The organism is Sphingomonas sorbitolis, assembly GCF_036663875.1.
In the GTDB taxonomy this organism is placed as follows: Bacteria; Pseudomonadota; Alphaproteobacteria; order Sphingomonadales; family Sphingomonadaceae; genus Sphingomonas.
In genome coordinates this window covers 61980-76886 of the sequence record NZ_JAXOJS010000003.1, presented here as the reverse complement: position 1 = coordinate 76886, position 14907 = coordinate 61980, and the positions used below count along the sequence as shown (strand labels likewise).

At 65.3% G+C, this 14907-nt stretch carries 15 protein-coding genes; 5 read left to right on the top strand and 10 right to left on the bottom strand.

Annotated elements, in window-relative coordinates:
• Positions 1–80: 80 nt before the first annotated feature.
• From U1763_RS09625 to yaaA, 5 genes are all read right to left on the bottom strand, one after another.
• A complete protein-coding gene (locus U1763_RS09625; RefSeq protein WP_332755043.1) occupies positions 81–431 on the bottom strand; it encodes a DUF952 domain-containing protein in 351 nt (116 codons plus the stop codon).
• Entirely contained in the window at positions 428–3193 is a 2766-nt protein-coding gene (gene gyrA, locus U1763_RS09620) for a DNA gyrase subunit A (protein ID WP_332755042.1), read from the bottom strand. Before gyrA ends, U1763_RS09625 begins: the two co-directional genes overlap by 4 nt.
• A gap of 121 nt (positions 3194–3314) precedes the next feature.
• Positions 3315–3593, bottom strand: coding sequence for a hypothetical protein (locus tag U1763_RS09615; RefSeq protein ID WP_332755041.1), 279 nt, complete (start codon positions 3591–3593; stop codon positions 3315–3317).
• A 270-nt stretch (positions 3594–3863) separates the two neighbouring features.
• On the bottom strand, positions 3864–4550 hold the full coding sequence (locus U1763_RS09610) for an SDR family NAD(P)-dependent oxidoreductase (RefSeq protein ID WP_332755040.1): 687 nt from the start codon (positions 4548–4550) through the stop codon (positions 3864–3866).
• The gene (gene yaaA, locus U1763_RS09605) at positions 4547–5296 is read right to left on the bottom strand and encodes a peroxide stress protein YaaA (RefSeq protein ID WP_332755039.1); all 750 of its coding nucleotides are present in this window, start codon (positions 5294–5296) and stop codon (positions 4547–4549) included. The genes U1763_RS09610 and yaaA overlap by 4 nt, the downstream gene beginning before the upstream one ends.
• Before the next feature lie 163 nt (positions 5297–5459).
• Here yaaA and U1763_RS09600 point away from each other — a divergent pair, with 163 nt between their 5' ends.
• The gene (locus tag U1763_RS09600; protein ID WP_332755038.1) at positions 5460–6752 is read left to right on the top strand and encodes a hypothetical protein; all 1293 of its coding nucleotides are present in this window, start codon (positions 5460–5462) and stop codon (positions 6750–6752) included.
• Between the two features lie 224 nt (positions 6753–6976).
• Here U1763_RS09600 and U1763_RS09595 read toward each other — a convergent pair whose 3' ends face one another.
• The gene (locus tag U1763_RS09595) at positions 6977–7444 is read right to left on the bottom strand and encodes an Lrp/AsnC family transcriptional regulator (protein ID WP_055880606.1); all 468 of its coding nucleotides are present in this window, start codon (positions 7442–7444) and stop codon (positions 6977–6979) included.
• Between the two features lie 167 nt (positions 7445–7611).
• Between U1763_RS09595 and U1763_RS09590 the strand changes: the two genes are divergently transcribed.
• Together U1763_RS09590 and U1763_RS09585 are read left to right on the top strand one after the other, a co-directional pair.
• Complete coding sequence (locus tag U1763_RS09590; RefSeq protein WP_332755037.1) at positions 7612–9594, top strand: sensor histidine kinase; 1983 nt, start codon at positions 7612–7614, stop codon at positions 9592–9594.
• Positions 9591–10574: a polysaccharide deacetylase family protein gene (locus U1763_RS09585; RefSeq protein ID WP_332755036.1), complete on the top strand. Its 984-nt coding sequence runs from the start codon at positions 9591–9593 to the stop codon at positions 10572–10574. Before U1763_RS09590 ends, U1763_RS09585 begins: the two co-directional genes overlap by 4 nt.
• Positions 10575–10846: 272 nt before the next feature.
• On the opposite strand, the gene rpsI is transcribed toward U1763_RS09585, so the two are convergent.
• From rpsI to U1763_RS09570, 3 genes are all read right to left on the bottom strand, one after another.
• Entirely contained in the window at positions 10847–11404 is a 558-nt protein-coding gene (gene rpsI, locus U1763_RS09580; RefSeq protein ID WP_082441435.1) for a 30S ribosomal protein S9, read from the bottom strand.
• Positions 11404–11883: a 50S ribosomal protein L13 gene (gene rplM, locus U1763_RS09575; protein ID WP_060524218.1), complete on the bottom strand. Its 480-nt coding sequence runs from the start codon at positions 11881–11883 to the stop codon at positions 11404–11406. Before rplM ends, rpsI begins: the two co-directional genes overlap by 1 nt.
• Before the next feature lie 124 nt (positions 11884–12007).
• Positions 12008–13060, bottom strand: a complete 1053-nt coding sequence (locus U1763_RS09570) for a COX15/CtaA family protein (RefSeq protein WP_132738490.1) — start codon at positions 13058–13060, stop codon at positions 12008–12010.
• A gap of 314 nt (positions 13061–13374) precedes the next feature.
• On the opposite strand from U1763_RS09570, the gene U1763_RS09565 reads away from it, so the two are divergent.
• Positions 13375–13758: a MerC domain-containing protein gene (locus tag U1763_RS09565; protein WP_056047781.1), complete on the top strand. Its 384-nt coding sequence runs from the start codon at positions 13375–13377 to the stop codon at positions 13756–13758.
• A gap of 42 nt (positions 13759–13800) precedes the next feature.
• The gene (locus U1763_RS09560) at positions 13801–14268 is read left to right on the top strand and encodes a Fur family transcriptional regulator (RefSeq protein WP_132738487.1); all 468 of its coding nucleotides are present in this window, start codon (positions 13801–13803) and stop codon (positions 14266–14268) included.
• Positions 14269–14304: 36 nt separating this feature from the next.
• Here the strand turns inward: U1763_RS09560 and U1763_RS09555 are convergent, their stop codons facing one another.
• Positions 14305–14841, bottom strand: coding sequence for a GNAT family N-acetyltransferase (locus tag U1763_RS09555; protein WP_132738484.1), 537 nt, complete (start codon positions 14839–14841; stop codon positions 14305–14307).
• Positions 14842–14907: the final 66 nt, after the last annotated feature.

Sequence of the window (14907 nt, the reverse complement as noted above, 5' to 3'; positions counted from 1 at the left end):
TTCGGCATCTAGCGGTCGTTAATTCAACTGCACTCCTGCTTCCTTGTTCGCGGGAGAACAAGCTTGAGTTTGAGTGCCGGTCAGCCCGCGACGGGGAGCTTTATCTTGCCCGCATCGTCGCGCTCCAGCGGGCCGTAGGACAACACGACCTCCAGCAGCAACGGCCCGCCGTAGATGTGCGGGAACAGCTGTCCCCCGCGCGACTCTTCCCACTTCACGTCATCACCGAGCGCTTCGAGATCGATCGCGGCCACGTGAAGGTCCGACTGACCCGCGAAATGCTTGTCGACCGTTTCCGTCAACTGCTCGGCAGTGGACAGGTGGATATAGCCGTCAGCCACATCCACCGGCGCGCCCGCAAAGCTCCCGCTTTCCAGGGTCGCCAGCTGCTCCCCCGTCAGCACCTTATAGGCGATCGGATCGCGGCTCATTCGCCATCCTCCGGGCCCGCAGCAGTATCCTCGCCGATCGTCGCGCCGGTATCCGGAGCGACCTCCGGCACGGCGTCCGCCAGGTTGATCTCGGCGTCTTCCTCGGTTTCCTCGATGCGTGCGGCGGAGACGACGTGCTCGCCCTTCGCCACGTCGAACAGCTTTACGCCCGCCGAGTTGCGGCTGATGACGCGGAGTGACGCGAGTGTCGTGCGGATCAGTTTCGCCTGGTTGGTCACCAGCATCAGCTGATGGCCCTTAGCCGCGGCGAAGCTTGCGACGACGGGGCCATTTCGCGCGATGTTGTCGATGTTGGTGATGCCCTGGCCACCGCGGCCGGTCTGACGATAGTCGTACGCACTGGACAGCTTGCCGTAGCCGTTCTCGCAGATCGTGAGGATGAACTGCTCGCGGTCCTTGAGATCGTTGTAGCGATCGAGCCCCAGATCATGGTCGCCCTCCCGCTCGCCCTTCCAGGGCGCGAATTTAAGGTAGGTTTCGCGATCGGCGGGGGTGGCTTCGACCCGGTGGAGGACCGACAGCGAGATAACCTCGTCGTCGTTCTTCAGCGTGATGCCGCGGACGCCTGTTGACGTACGGCTCTGGAACTCGCGGACGTCATCACCGGCGAAGCGGATCGCCTTGCCGAGCTTGGTGGCGAGCAGGATGTCGTCATGCTCACTGAGTAGCGCGACGCCGATCAGCTTGTCCTCGGAACCCTCCTCGAAGCGCATCGCGATCTTGCCGTTCGACGGTACGTTGGTGAACGCATCCATCGAATTGCGACGTACCGTGCCGCGCTGCGTCGCGAACATCACGTGCAGGCGGCTCCACTCGCTCAGATCCTCCGGCAGCGGGAGTACAGTCGAGATCGTCTCGCCCGGCGCCAGCGGCAGCAGGTTGATCATCGGCCGGCCGCGCGTGGCGGGGCCACCCTCGGGCAGGCGCCAGACCTTGTAGCGATAGACCTTGCCGAGGTTCGAGAAGAACAGCACCGGGGTGTGCGTCGAGGTGACGAACAGCTCGGTGACGACGTCCTCGTCCTTCGTCGACATGCCCGCGCGACCCTTGCCGCCACGCGCCTGCGCGCGGAACGTGTCGAGGCTGGTGCGCTTGATATAGCCCTGCATGGTCACGGTGACGACCATGTCCTCGCGCTCGATCAGGTCCTCGTCGTCGATGCCGTTGGCGGCAGCGGCGATCTCGGAACGGCGCGGGGTGGCGAATTCGTCGCGGATCGCGATCAGCTCGCCGCGCATCACTTCGTACAGCTTCGCACGGTCGCCGAGGATGTGGAGCAGCTCGCCGATCGTCGCGGCCAGCGCCTTCAGCTCGTCGCCGATCTCGTCGCGGCCGAGAAGCGTGAGGCGGTGCAGGCGGAGATCGAGGATCGCGCGGACCTGTGGCTCGGACAGCTTGTAGATGCCGTCGGCCTGCTTGTCCTCTACCGCCTCGACCAGCGCGATGTACGGCGCGATCTCCTCGACCGGCCATTCGCGCGCGAGCAGCTTGCCGCGTGCGTCGGCGGGGCTCGACGAGCCGCGGATGATCTTGACGACTTCGTCGAGGTTGGTGACCGCGATGACGAGGCCGAGCAACAGATGCGCGCGCTCGCGGGCCTTGGCGAGTTCGAACTTCGAGCGGCGGGTGATGACCTGCTCGCGGAAGGTGATGAACGCGCCGATGATGTCGCGCAGGTTGAGCAGTTCAGGACGGCCGCCGCGGATCGCCAGCATGTTGGCGGGGAAGCTCGACTGCGCGGGCGTGTGCCGCCACAGCTGATTGAGCACCACGTCGACGGTCGCGTCGCGCTTCAGGTCGATGACGATGCGGACGCCCATCCGGCTCGATTCGTCGCGGATGTCGCTGACGCCTTCGATCCGCTTGTCCTTGGCCGCTTCGGCGATCTTCTCGACCAGGCCGTTCTTGCCGGTCTGGAACGGGATCTCGGTGAGGACGATCGAGCGACGGTCGCCCTTGCCCTCCTCGACGATGTGGCGCGAGCGGACGATGATCGAACCGCGGCCGGTCTCGTACGCCGACTTGGCGCCCGCGCGGCCGAGGATGATCGCGCCGGTCGGGAAGTCGGGACCGGGGACGATCTCGAACAGTTCCTCGGTCGTGATCGCGCCATTGTCCATGTACGCGAGGCACGCGGCGATGACTTCGCCGAGATTGTGCGGCGGGATGTTGGTCGCCATGCCGACCGCGATGCCGCCCGCGCCGTTGACCAGCAGGTTCGGGAAGCGCGCCGGCAACACCGAAGGCTCGCGCTCCGAGCCGTCATAGTTGGGCGTGAAGTCGACCGTATCCTTGTCGAGATCGCCGAGCAGCGCGTTCGCCACCTTGCCGAGACGGGCCTCGGTGTAGCGCATCGCCGCGGGTGGATCGGGATCCATCGAGCCGAAATTGCCCTGGCCGTCAATCAGCGGCACGCGCATCGACCAGTCCTGGGTCATGCGGGCCAACGCGTCGTAGATCGAACTGTCGCCGTGCGGATGGTATTTACCCATCACGTCACCGACGATGCGCGCGGACTTGCGGTAGGGCTTGCCGGCGACGAAGCCGCTTTCGTGCGCGCCGTACAGGATGCGGCGGTGGACGGGCTTCAGGCCGTCGCGGACGTCGGGTAGCGCGCGCGCGACGATGACGCTCATCGCATAGTCGAGATAGCTCGACTTCATCTCGTCGACGATCGAGATCGTGGCGATGCCGGCGGGCTCGCCGCCCTGGGGTTCGGCGAGTATGGTCTCGTCGGTCAAATCTGAACGCTTTCGGCTTGTTGCGGTATGATGACAGACCTTAGCCGAGGGGGGGGCACCTTACTACCCCCGCGCACGCGTACGCACGCGAGGGAGAAGGGTTTCATCGTTAATTTCGGGGTTATTTGCAGGCGGTCTTGGTCTTGTTGCCGGCGAGCGAGCAATCATAGGTGACGGTCTTGCCGTTCGCGAGCTTGGCGGTGACCATGCGGCCTTTCTTGACCGTGGTGGTGCGCTTGGCGACCTTGGTGTTTCCCATCGGTGTGGTCGTCTTGGTGGTCGTCGTGTGCGTCGCGACGGTCTTCGGCTGGACGGTCTTGGCCTGCGTCGCGGCGATCGCGGCGGTGCCGGACAAGAGCGCGCCGCCGGCGAGGATCGCGAGGGGGAGAGACTTGGTCATGGGATATCCTCTCAGTTTCGGCCTTGGTGGACGATGGTCGGAGAGTGCGCCGGGGGACCTGAACGGATTGTGGCGGATAGGTGAAATCCGCGTCATGCTAAGGGTGCGGAGCTGAAGAGCGCCGGACGTCCGCCGTAGGGACTTAGGTGGCGGCCCCTGAATCGCCCACTCGTTACCCCAGCGAAAGCTGGGGTATCCCCGTTTGGCGGGCGGCGTTCGCCACACGATGATATCCCAGCTTCCGCTGGGATGACGTGAAGGAGGAGGGCACTATGGGGTAACTTCCGCCCCATCCCACGCGAACAGCTTGCCGCTGTCCGGCGCGCGCAGGCCGTCGATCACGTCGAGCAACTGCACCGCGGCGCGGTCGGCCTTGAACAGGTTGCCGGGGGTGACGTTGGCCTGGAACGGCTTCGACAGCCCGGTATCGACTGTGCCCGGATGCAGCCCGACGACGATTCCGCTGGAGTTGCGTCGCTTGTCCTCGATCGAGATGGTCTTCACCAGCTGGTTCAGCGCAGCCTTCGACGCACGATACCCGTACCAGCCGCCCAGCTTGTTATCGCCGATACTTCCCACGCGAGCGGAGAGCACCGCGAACACGATCCGCCCCGCCTTCGGCGTCGTCGGCAGGAAGTGCTTCGCCACCAACGCCGGCCCGATCGCGTTGATCGCGAAGTTGCGCGCCATCCACACCGGATCGAGCTCGCGCATCGCCTTCTCGGGACCCTTGTCGCCGTCGTGCAGCAGTCCCGTCGCGACGATCACCAGCGTCGGAGACCCAACCCGCGAAGCCGCTGCCGCAATGCTCGCCTCGTTCTCCAGATCGAGATGCCGGTCGCCGCTTTCGGACCGCGCGAACCCGTAGACCTTTTCGAAAGCCCCTTCCTCGATCAGCGCCTCTTCCAGCGCCTTGCCGATCCCGCCCGACGCGCCGATGACGACCGCGCTGCTCACTTGCGGACGAACCGGAACTGCGCGTCGCTGCTGCCCGCCGCGTCATAGGCATAGCCGTCGCTGTCGAACCCCTTGATCCCCTCGATGTCGTCGACGCGGTGCTCGACCAGCCACCGGGCGACCATCCCGCGTGCCTTCTTTGCATGGAAGCTGACGAACTTCTGCGCCTCGCCCTCGCGGAAATCGATCGCGATGACGCGTATGGACGAAGGCAATTTCCCGTCCGCCGCCGCCCAATATTCCTGGCTCGCGAGGTTTAGGATCGTCCCCGATCCTTCCGCCTCAACATCGTCGGCGAGCAGCTTGGCGATCCGGTCCCCCCACCAGTCGGTCAGCTTCGTCTTCCGCGGCGCCCAGCGCGTGCCCATCTCCAGCCGGTAGGGCCGCATCAGGTCGAGCGGCCGCAACAGGCCGTACAGCCCCGACAGCATCCGCACGTGATCCTGCGCGTAATCCACCGCCGCCTCGTCAAGCGTCTTCGCTTCCAACCCGGTATAGACGTCGCCCGCAAACGCGAACATCGCCGGCCGCTCGGGCAGCGTATCGAAATCGCGATACCGGTCGGCGTTGAGCTTCGCCAGCGCGGGCGAGATATGCATCAGCTCCGACAACCTCTTCTGCGTTAGATGCGCGGCAGCATGTGCCAGCGTTTTCGCCTCGTCGGCAAACCGTGGCGTCGTAGGCTCGAGCTTGGGCAGCGCGCTCTCGTAATCGAGCGTCTTGGCGGGCGAAAGGACAGCGATCATCCTCGCGATCTAGCGACCGCCGTGAGCGCGTTCAATCGACGTTCACCAGCTAATTTGCAGGCAGGGGATCCGGACCGCTTGCTTGAACGTATGCACCACGGACCATATAGCGTCGCGGCGCGCCACTTACGTAAGCGGGCCGACGCAGAGGGAGAGTTTCCGCATGAAGACCATTTCCAAGCTTGCACTGGTTGCGGCGTTCGCGACCGGCGCAAGCAGCATGGCGATCACCACGCCCGCCTTCGCCAAGGACAAGAAGGCTGACGCCGCTCCGACGGTTAAGCTCAGCCCCGAAGTCCAGAAGCCCGGCCTTGCCGCGCAGACCGCGCTGGCGGCCAAGGATTACCCGACCGCGCAGACCGCGATCGACCAGATCGATGCCGCCGCGAAGACCGATTACGAGAAGTATATCGGTGCCGCGCTCCGGTATCAGCTTGAGTCGGAGAAGCTCGTCGCTGCGCAGACCGCCAACCCCAACGCACCGATCAACGAGACGACCCTCGCCACGCCGCTCGACGCGCTGATCGCCAACCCGGCCACGCCCGCCGCGGATCGTGGTCGCTATGCCTATCGCCGCGGTGCGCTGGCGTTCAACGGCAAGCAGTATCCGATCGCACTTCAGTATTTCTCGAAGGCGAAGGAACTCGGCTACACCGATCCCAACCTGTCGCTGCAGATCATCAAGGCGAAGATGGATAGCGGCGACGTCGCTGGCGCCACTGCCGATCTCGATGCCGCGATCACGCAGATGACCGCGTCGGGCCAGAAGGCGCCCGAGGAATATTACCGCTACGCGATAGCCAAGTCGTACGCAGCCAAGCGCAAGCCAGAGACGATGGCTTGGCTGAAGAAGTGGATCACCGCGTATCCGTCGGCAAAGAACTGGCGTGACGTATTGATCCTGTCGGGCATCCAGAAGGATGCGTTGATCACGCTCGACGAACCGCAGAAGGTCGACATCTTCCGTCTGATGCGCGCAACCAACTCGCTCGCCGACCAGACTGACTATCTGCAATATGCGGACAGCGTGAACCGTCGCGGCCTGCCGAGCGAAGCGCAGGCAGTGATCAAGGAGGGTCTCGCTTCGGGCAAGATCCCGGCCTCGAACACGATGGCCAAGGGTTTGCTCGCAGATGCGACCAAGAACATCGCGGCGGACGGCCCCTTGTCGAGTCTCGAAAAGCGCGCTGCGACGGCCCCGAACGGCAAGCTCGCCGCGGGTACGGCAGATGCGTACCTCGGTCAGAACAACTACGCCAAGTCGATCGAACTCTATCGCCTGGCGCTGACCAAGGGCGGCATCGACGCGGATGACGTGAACCTCCATCTCGGCATCGCGCTTGCGCGCTCGGGCGACAAGGCGGGCGCGGCGACGGCATTCTCGGCGGTGAAGGCATCGCCCAAGGCGGACATCGCGAGCCTGTGGACGACTTGGCTCGGCGCTCCGGCTGCGTAAGCGGTCGGGTCTCTGGCTAAAGAACGGGGTGGCAGCGATGCCGCCCCGTTTTTCGTTTGAAGATGGGAGCTTCGAAGCTCGATCCTCCCCTGTCAGGGCCCTGTCAGGGGAGGTGGCAGTCCGCAGGACTGACGGAAGGGGTGTTGCGCCATCAAGAGGGTGTCCCCCCTCCGTCTGGCAAGCGCCAGCCAACTCCCCTTGCAGGGAAGGATCGAAGTGGCCCCTTAGTCGACCACCACCGGGATCCCCGACAGCGCCTTCGCCGTGCGGATCGTCAGCGACGTCTTCACGCTCGCCACGTTCGGCGCCGGCGTCAGATGCGTCGTCAGGATTTCCTGGAAGCTCTTCAAATCCGCCGCGACGATCTTCAGGATGAAGTCGATCTCGCCATTGAGCATGTGGCATTCCCGGATTTCAGGAATATCCGCGATATGATGCTCGAACGCGGCGAGGTCGTGCTCGGCCTGGCTGCGCAGCGACACCATGGCGAACACCGTGATCGGAAAGCCCAGTCGGCTCGCATCGAGATCGGCGTGATAGCCACGGATCGCGCCTGCCTCTTCGAGCGCGCGGACGCGGCGCAGGCAGGGTGGAGCGGTAAGCCCCACCTGGTCGGCCAGGTCGACATTGGTCATCCGACCGTCGGCCTGCAACAGCGACAGGATCTGCCGATCGATCCGGTCAAAACTCATTTCACGCAACTCCCGATAGGCATCGCAAACCAAGCGATTCATTCCTCATAGCGATAAGATTGTTGCGGCGAAACGCAATTGTCCCACTATGCGACGAACTCGTATCCGCACCAAAATGGATTGTTCCTTCGATGAGTCGGCGGCGTTAAGGAATCGGTACGGAGAGCGTGGTACGCCCACCTAAGCCGGGGAACGATGTGCGGTTCGACGATAGCCTGAAGACGATCCTCGCTGCCGACATGGCCACCGGTTTCGGCGCGCAATCCGCGTGGCGGCAACTGGTCGACCTGATGGGCCGCGGGCGGACGGCGGTCGATGAACCGGCGATCGCGCGGTTGCGGCTGTTGCGCCAGGCGGTGCCGGTCGAGGTGCGTGCCGCCAGTGCCCGCGCGCTCGCTTTCGCCCGGCCCGATGCGAACCTGGTCGGGTTCTTCGCCGAGGACGCGCTGGCGATCGCCGCACCGGTGCTGCGGACCGCGACTCTGGAGCCCGACGAATGGCTGGCGATCCTGCCGCGGCTGACGCCGGCTAGCCGTTCGGTACTGCGCCATCGCCGCGACTTGCCCGCATCGGTCCATCGTGGCTTGCAGAGCTTCGGTCCGACCGACTTCGTGCTGCCGCAACCCGATGTGCCGGCCGAGCCCGAGCCTGTCGAAGCCGAGCGGGTCGTTGCAGAGCCGATCGCTATCGAGCCAGCGCCGATCGCAGAGCCGACTGTCGCTGAAGAGGCGCCGTTAGCTGAAGAGCCGCCTTTAGCTGAAAACCTGGTTGTCGAGGTGTTCGACACATCTCCGGTCGACACGCCCTTTGCCAAGGCACGCGAACCGTCGCTCTATTCCGCACCTCCCAGCGAAACTCCACTCAGCGAAACTCCGTTCATGGCGCTCGGCGCGGTCGCCCGCGGCCTGCCGTTCGTCGCCGAGGCGTTTCGCCATGCCAAGCTCGCCGAGACGGAAGCATCCGTCGCTGAACCGCCTGAACCGGCGCCAGCAGACCGCTTCGAAATATCTGACCTCGTCGCACGGATCGAGGCGTTCAATCGCGACCGCACCGTCGACGCCGCCACGCCAACACCCGCGGCGGCCGAGATCGAGGGCTTCCGCTTCGAAACCGACGCGCAAGGCGTCATCCGGATGGTCGATGGCGTCGCCCGCTCCGCGCTGATCGGCGTGTCGCTCGCCTATGCAGCGCAACAGGGCGAGGCGCATCTCGATGGCGTCGCGGCTGGCGCATTCCGTCGTCGTTCACGGTTCAGCGACGCGCGGCTCGAGGTCGGCGGGCTTTCGGACGCGTTCGGATCGTGGCGGCTGTCGGGCGTGCCTGCGTTCGAACATGCATCCGGCCGCTTCATCGGTTTCCGCGGCACCGCGCGCCGCCCACGTCGCGACGAGACCGCGGCGCCGGCAAAGCCCGCATCGTCGCCGGTCGCCGATTCGCTCCGCCAGCTGGTCCACGAACTGCGCACGCCGACCAATGCGATCGCCGGGTTCGCCGAACTGATCGAGACGCAGTTGCTCGGCCCCGTCTCGCCAACGTATCGCGACCGCGCGACAGCGATTCGGACGCAGGCGGGCGACCTGCTCGCCGCGATCGATGATCTCGACACCGCGGCGCGGATCGAAGGCCATGCGCTCGATCTGCGACCGACGACGGTGCCGGTCCGTGCGTTGCTCGACCGCGTCACCACGGACCTCCAGCCGCTCGCCGCATTACGCGGGGCGAGCCTGTCGGTGGCGATGCCTGCGAGTGACTGCGATATCCTCGGTGACGATCGCGCGGTCGAGCGGCTGGTCGGTCGCCTGCTCGCCGCGCTGGTGTCGGCCGGGCGCCAGGGCGAGCAACTCGGGATCGTCGTGCGGCCGGTGGGCGACACGATCACGATCGAGTTCGATCGCCCCGCCGCGCTCGCTGCGCATGCGACCGACGTGCTGCTCAGCATCGACGCCGAACAGGAGAACGACGGCGCACCACTACTCGGCACCGGCTTCGCGCTGCGTCTCGCGCAGAATCTCGCGGTAGAACTCGGCGGCGTCCTGACGATCGGCGCGGAACGCCTGACGCTGCAACTTCCCGCTGCCGATGTCGTGGAAGCGGAGTGCCCGACCGCCGATGTCGCGGAAGCGGAGCGCACCGCCGACGATCAGCGGTGACCTACCGCCCGCCGCGGCCAACCGACGCGCAGCGGGTAATCTGGCCTGAGGATTTTGGTACCCGCTTCACTGTCTTCGTGGACGTCGAGGAAGAGTTCGACTGGCGCGCGCCGCTCGATCGCCGCAACCGCGCGACGACCGCGATGGCGGCGTTTCCCGACGCGCACCGTCGGTTCGCGGAGCGCGGTGTCGCGCTCAACTGCATGGTCGACCACCCGATCGCCACCGATCCCGCTTCGGTGGCGGTCCTGTCGCGCGTCCTCGAAGATGGGCGGTCGGAGATCGGCACGCAGTTGCACGCCTGGGTCAATCCGCCGTTCGAGGAGGTGGCGACATCGGCGTCAAGCTACGCGGGCAACCTGCCGCGGACGCTGGAGGCGGCCAAGCTTGAGACACTCACGGCCGCGATCAAGACCGCATTCGGCACCGCCCCGCGTGCGTATCGCGCTGGTCGCTATGGCATCGGCCCGAACAGTTTCGAACTGCTTGCAGGGCTCGGCTACCGGATCGATAGCTCGATCCGCCCCGGCTACGATTATAGCGGCGATGGCGGTCCGGACTTCTCGCTGGCGGATGCCGGAGCGTATCGCGAAGGCGGTATCGTCGAACTGCCGCTAACCACCGTTTTCACCGGCCGCGCGCGAAGGGGCGGCGGCAGGCTGTACACTGCGCTAGGCCGCCTACCGAAGGGCAGGGGGGTATTCGCGCGCGCGCGCCTGTTGTCGCGGATCGCGCTGACGCCCGAGGACATGCCGATCGAGGCTGCGCTGGAGGCGGTTGCGGTCGCGGCGGGCGAGGGGTTGCGGCTGTTCAACCTGTCGTTCCACTCGCCGTCGTTGGCGCCGGGTAACACACCTTATGTCCGCGACGCCGCAGACCTGAAGCGTTTCTACACGTGGTGGACGACGATGCTCGACGAGTTCGACCGTCGCGGCATTCGCAATGCGTCGCTCGGCGAGATCATTGCCGCGCTAGGCTAGGCCGTCGCGTCCGAACGATCCTCCCCCGCCAGGGGGAGGTGTCGCTGAAGGTGACGGAGGGGGAGGGCACGGAGCAGCCGTTTTCCCTACCCCCCCTCCGGCTGGCAAGAGCCAGCCACTTCCCCCTGGCGGGGAGGATCGCCGCAGACGCCGCTTTCTATTTTGGGCTCCTGTGCGCGGGAGAACGATGTCGTCCTGCACCAATGCCCAAAACCAGAAAGGGCGGCCCGTTGCCGGACCGCCCTTCTGGTACGCAGATACTGAAAGCGAGATTAGCGCTTCGAGAACTGGAAGCTACGACGGGCCTTCGCCTTGCCGTACTTCTTGCGCTCGACGACGCGGCTGTCGCGGGTCAGGAAGCCTGCTGCCTTCACCGATGCGCGCAGCACCGGCTCGAAGCGAGTCAGTGCCTGGCTGATGCCGTGCTTGACCGCGCCGGCCTGGCCCGAAAGGCCACCACCCTTGACGGTGCAGACGACGTCGTACTGACCTTCGCGCTCGGTGATCCCGAACACCTGGTTGATGACGAGACGCAGCGTCGGACGTGCGAAATACACTTCCTGGTCACGACCGTTGATCGTGATCTTGCCGGTGCCGGGCTTGACCCAGACGCGCGCGACGGCGTCCTTGCGACGGCCGGTCGCGTAGGCGCGGCCCTGCTTGTCGAGGATCTGCTCGCGCAAAGGCATCGGCTCGCGGACGGGCTCGTTCGAGACCGGCGCTGCGATATCGCCTTCGCTGGTCGGCAGAGCCTGCTCGGCGGGGGCAGCCGGCGCGGGCTGGTTGGTCAGGCTCGCGAGATCGGCGAGCGACTGGCGGTTGTCGGACATTATGCGCCCACCTTGTTCTTGCGGTTCATGCTGCCGATGTCGAGCACGGCAGGGTTCTGTGCCTCGTGCGGATGCTCGGTGCCCTTGAAGATACGCAGGTTGCGCATCTGCTCACGACCCAGCGGGCCGCGCGGGATCATGCGCTCGACAGCCTTTTCGAGAACGCGCTCCGGGAAGCGGCCGTCGAGGACCTTGGCGGCAGTGATGCCCTTGATGCCGCCGGCGTACCCGGTGTGCTTGTAATAGATCTTCTTCGCGGCCTTGTTGCCGGTGAAGCGGATCTTGTCGGCGTTGATCACGACGACGTTGTCACCGCAATCGACATGCGGGGTGAACGACACCTTGTGCTTGCCGCGCAGGACGTTGGCGATGATCGATGCGGCACGACCGACGACGAGACCTTCCGCGTCGACGATATGCCACTGCTTCTCCACCTCAGCCGGCTTCGCCGACTTGGTGGTCTTCATGAGCGCCTTCATGGGCGTTAGACCTTCCAGATTGAATGCAAGCGCACCAAGGGGAGGCCCCGCAGCACGAATGCCGGCCTAATGCTGAAAGGGGGGCTTCAAGTCAAGCTTTCCGCCGGTTTCCTGACGGGTATTATTATACCCGCTGCTTCAGGCGGGGTGCGGTGCCTACGGCGTGGGCGGCGAACATCGCGGCGATCAGGAGGAGTGCGGCGTTGCCTTGATGCGCGACCGCGACGTCGATCTGCACGCCGGTCATCAGCGTGGCGATGCCGAGCATGATCTGTAGCGTGACCAGCCCGACGACGAAGAACCCCGCGCTGCTGCCGGTCTTGGTTGCCTTGATCGCCAGCCAGATCAGGCCGGCGGCGGCGGCGAACGCGAACCAGCGGTGGATGAACTGCACGACGATCGGGTTGTCGACCGCGTTGCTCCAGGCGGGATTCACCATCGGCACGTCGGCCGGGAACAGCCCGTCGCCCATTAGCGGCCAGCTTGCGAAGGCATAGCCCGCGTCGAGCCCGGCGGTGAACGCGCCATAGACGAGTTGCACGAACAGCAACGCCAGCGCGAGGATCGCCACCGGCCGCATGCGGGCAGGGGCGGCGAGCGGGTTGCGGTTCAGCGCCATCAGGTCGAGCGCGGTCCACACGATCCCAGCGAGGATCGTCAGCGCGGTCAACAGGTGGACGGCGAGTCGAATGTGGCTGACGTCGGTTCGCACCGACAGGCCGGAGGCGACCATCCACCAGCCAATCGCGCCCTGGAACGCACCGAGCGCCAGCAGCGCCGACAGTCGCCAGCCATAGCCGACGGGGATCCGCTTGCGCACCGCGAACCAGATCAGCGGCACCGCGAAGACCAGCCCGATCACGCGGCCCCACAGCCGGTGCAGATATTCCCAGAAGAAGATCGCCTTGAACCCGGACACGGTCATGTCAGCGTTGAACGCGGCATATTCGGGGATGCGCTTGTAGGCGGCGAACTCGGCCTGCCACTGCGCGTCGTTGAGCGGCGGGATGATCCCGCTGATCGGCTTCCACTGCGTGATCGACAGCCCCGATTCGGTCAGCCGCGTGATTCCGCCGATGACGACCATCGCGACGATCAGGCCCGCGACCGTGTACAGCCACAGGGCGACCGCACGAGGACGGGCTTTGGTGAGAAAGGCGGCACTGGGTTGAAGCATTGCGATGAGATAGTCCTTTGCGCAGCCCGGCGCCATTCCTTCATGGTGAGGCATTGCTTCATGTTGCCGGACTGGCGGAGGTGCAGGGGGCGCAGCGTCCTGCCGCTCCTCCCGTCATCCTGACGAAAGTCAGGATTCAGAGTTACGCACGCTGCCGCCTGAGGCTCTGGATCCTGACTTTCGTCAGGATGGCGACGGATAGCCACTACGCGATCTCTGGCGGCGATCCGACCTGACGAACCTAAAATTCCTCGCAAGAAAATCTGCAATGTAATGTTGTATCCTTTCAACTGCCCATCTATATCCGACGGACGATGACGCCTTCGGCTACGCATACCCACCGCTTCGCCGGCCTCGATCGCTATGCGATCGGGCTGTCGGGCCTGTGCATGGTGCATTGCCTCGCGACCTCCGTACTGGTCGCGCTCATGTCGACGGCGGGCGGTTTCCTGCTCGATCCGATCTTCCACGAAGTCGGCCTGACGATCGCGATCGGCCTCGGTGCGCTCGCGCTTGGACGCGGCGTTCTCAACCACGGCTATATGATGCCCGCCGCAATGGGCGCGCTCGGGCTCGGCATCATGGCCGGCGCGATGACGCTGCCGCACGACAGCGGTGGCGGCGAGACGTTGTGGACGATCGTCGGCGTCGGTCTGCTCGCGTTCGGTCACGATCTCAACCGCCGCGCGGAGAGTTAAGTCGGGTTGCTGGAACCCCTCCGGCATCCTACTTCATCCAGCATGGCGCACGCTCACACCCACACCGAACCGCAAGGCGCCGACCTCACCGTCGCAGCAAAATCGACACTCGAAAAGGCTGGCGAACAGTGGACCACGATGCGCGCCAGCGTGTTCGCGGCGCTGGCCAGCTTCGAGAAGCCGGCGTCTGCCTACGACATCGCCGAAGCCGTCTCGAAATCCGAAGGCCGCCGCGTCGCCGCGAATAGCGTGTATCGCATCCTAGACCTGTTCGTCGGCGCGAACCTCGCACGGCGTGTCGAGAGCGCCAACGCGTACGTCGCCAACGCGCATCCCGATTGCCTGCACGACTGCATCTTCCTGGTCTGCGACTCGTGCGGCCAGACGACGCATCTCGATAACGACACCATCACCAAGGGCGTCCGCAACGCGGCTGAGGCGGCCGGCTTCTCTCCCGTACGCCCGGTGATCGAAGTCCGCGGTCGCTGCGCGGAGTGCGAGGCGAAGTAACCCCGACCACTCAATCCTCCCCCGCCAGGGGGAGGATCAGGTTCTACCCAAATCCTTCCCCATCCGGATCATCGGCACCGGCACATCTCCCGACGTCTCGATCCGCTCGATCGGCAGATACCCGCAAGCCCGGTACAGTGGTTCTCCCGCGAGCGTCGCCATCATCTCCGCCCGCGCAAACCCCGCTTCGCGCGCCGCCGTCTCGCAAACCGACAGCACCAACCGCCCGACACTCTGCCGCACGAAATCTGGATCGGTATACATCGCGCGTATCCGTGCCGCGTCGCGCGCCGGGTCGAGCAGCGCCGCATCCCGCAACGCCGTACTGTGATCGCCACCGTACAAAGTCGCCCGCCGACTCCACCCGCCACACCCGGCTAGCCGCCCCTCCGTCTCGACCAACAGATACGTCCCGTCCGCGATCAGCTGCGTATCGAGCCCCATCACCGCACGGCTTGCCTCGACCTGCGCCGGCGTGAGGAAATCCCGCTGCAACGCGCCGATCGCCCGCGCCATCAGCGCCGAGATCGCCGGGATATCCGCCGCGACGGCAACACGGTGCGTAAAGTTCATAATTGTGCACTTCCCGAGCGATTTCAGCGCGAATGCTACGTCAAGACACGGTAACAATCGACACGA

Excerpts from the sequence above, each read along its gene's own strand:
- rplM (WP_060524218.1), bottom strand. The coding sequence starts at position 11,883 with ATGAAGGCGCTCATGAAGACCACCAAGTCGGCGAAGCCGGCTGAGGTG.
- U1763_RS09570 (WP_132738490.1), bottom strand. The coding sequence starts at position 13,060 with ATGCTTCAACCCAGTGCCGCCTTTCTCACCAAAGCCCGTCCTCGTGCG.
- U1763_RS09565 (WP_056047781.1), top strand. The coding sequence starts at position 13,375 with ATGACGCCTTCGGCTACGCATACCCACCGCTTCGCCGGCCTCGATCGC.
- U1763_RS09625 (WP_332755043.1), bottom strand. The coding sequence starts at position 431 with ATGAGCCGCGATCCGATCGCCTATAAGGTGCTGACGGGGGAGCAGCTG.
- rpsI (WP_082441435.1), bottom strand. The coding sequence starts at position 11,404 with ATGTCCGACAACCGCCAGTCGCTCGCCGATCTCGCGAGCCTGACCAAC.
- U1763_RS09595 (WP_055880606.1), bottom strand. The coding sequence starts at position 7,444 with ATGAGTTTTGACCGGATCGATCGGCAGATCCTGTCGCTGTTGCAGGCC.
- U1763_RS09555 (WP_132738484.1), bottom strand. The coding sequence starts at position 14,841 with ATGAACTTTACGCACCGTGTTGCCGTCGCGGCGGATATCCCGGCGATC.
- yaaA (WP_332755039.1), bottom strand. The coding sequence starts at position 5,296 with ATGATCGCTGTCCTTTCGCCCGCCAAGACGCTCGATTACGAGAGCGCG.
- U1763_RS09615 (WP_332755041.1), bottom strand. The coding sequence starts at position 3,593 with ATGACCAAGTCTCTCCCCCTCGCGATCCTCGCCGGCGGCGCGCTCTTG.
- U1763_RS09560 (WP_132738487.1), top strand. The coding sequence starts at position 13,801 with ATGGCGCACGCTCACACCCACACCGAACCGCAAGGCGCCGACCTCACC.
- U1763_RS09600 (WP_332755038.1), top strand. The coding sequence starts at position 5,460 with ATGAAGACCATTTCCAAGCTTGCACTGGTTGCGGCGTTCGCGACCGGC.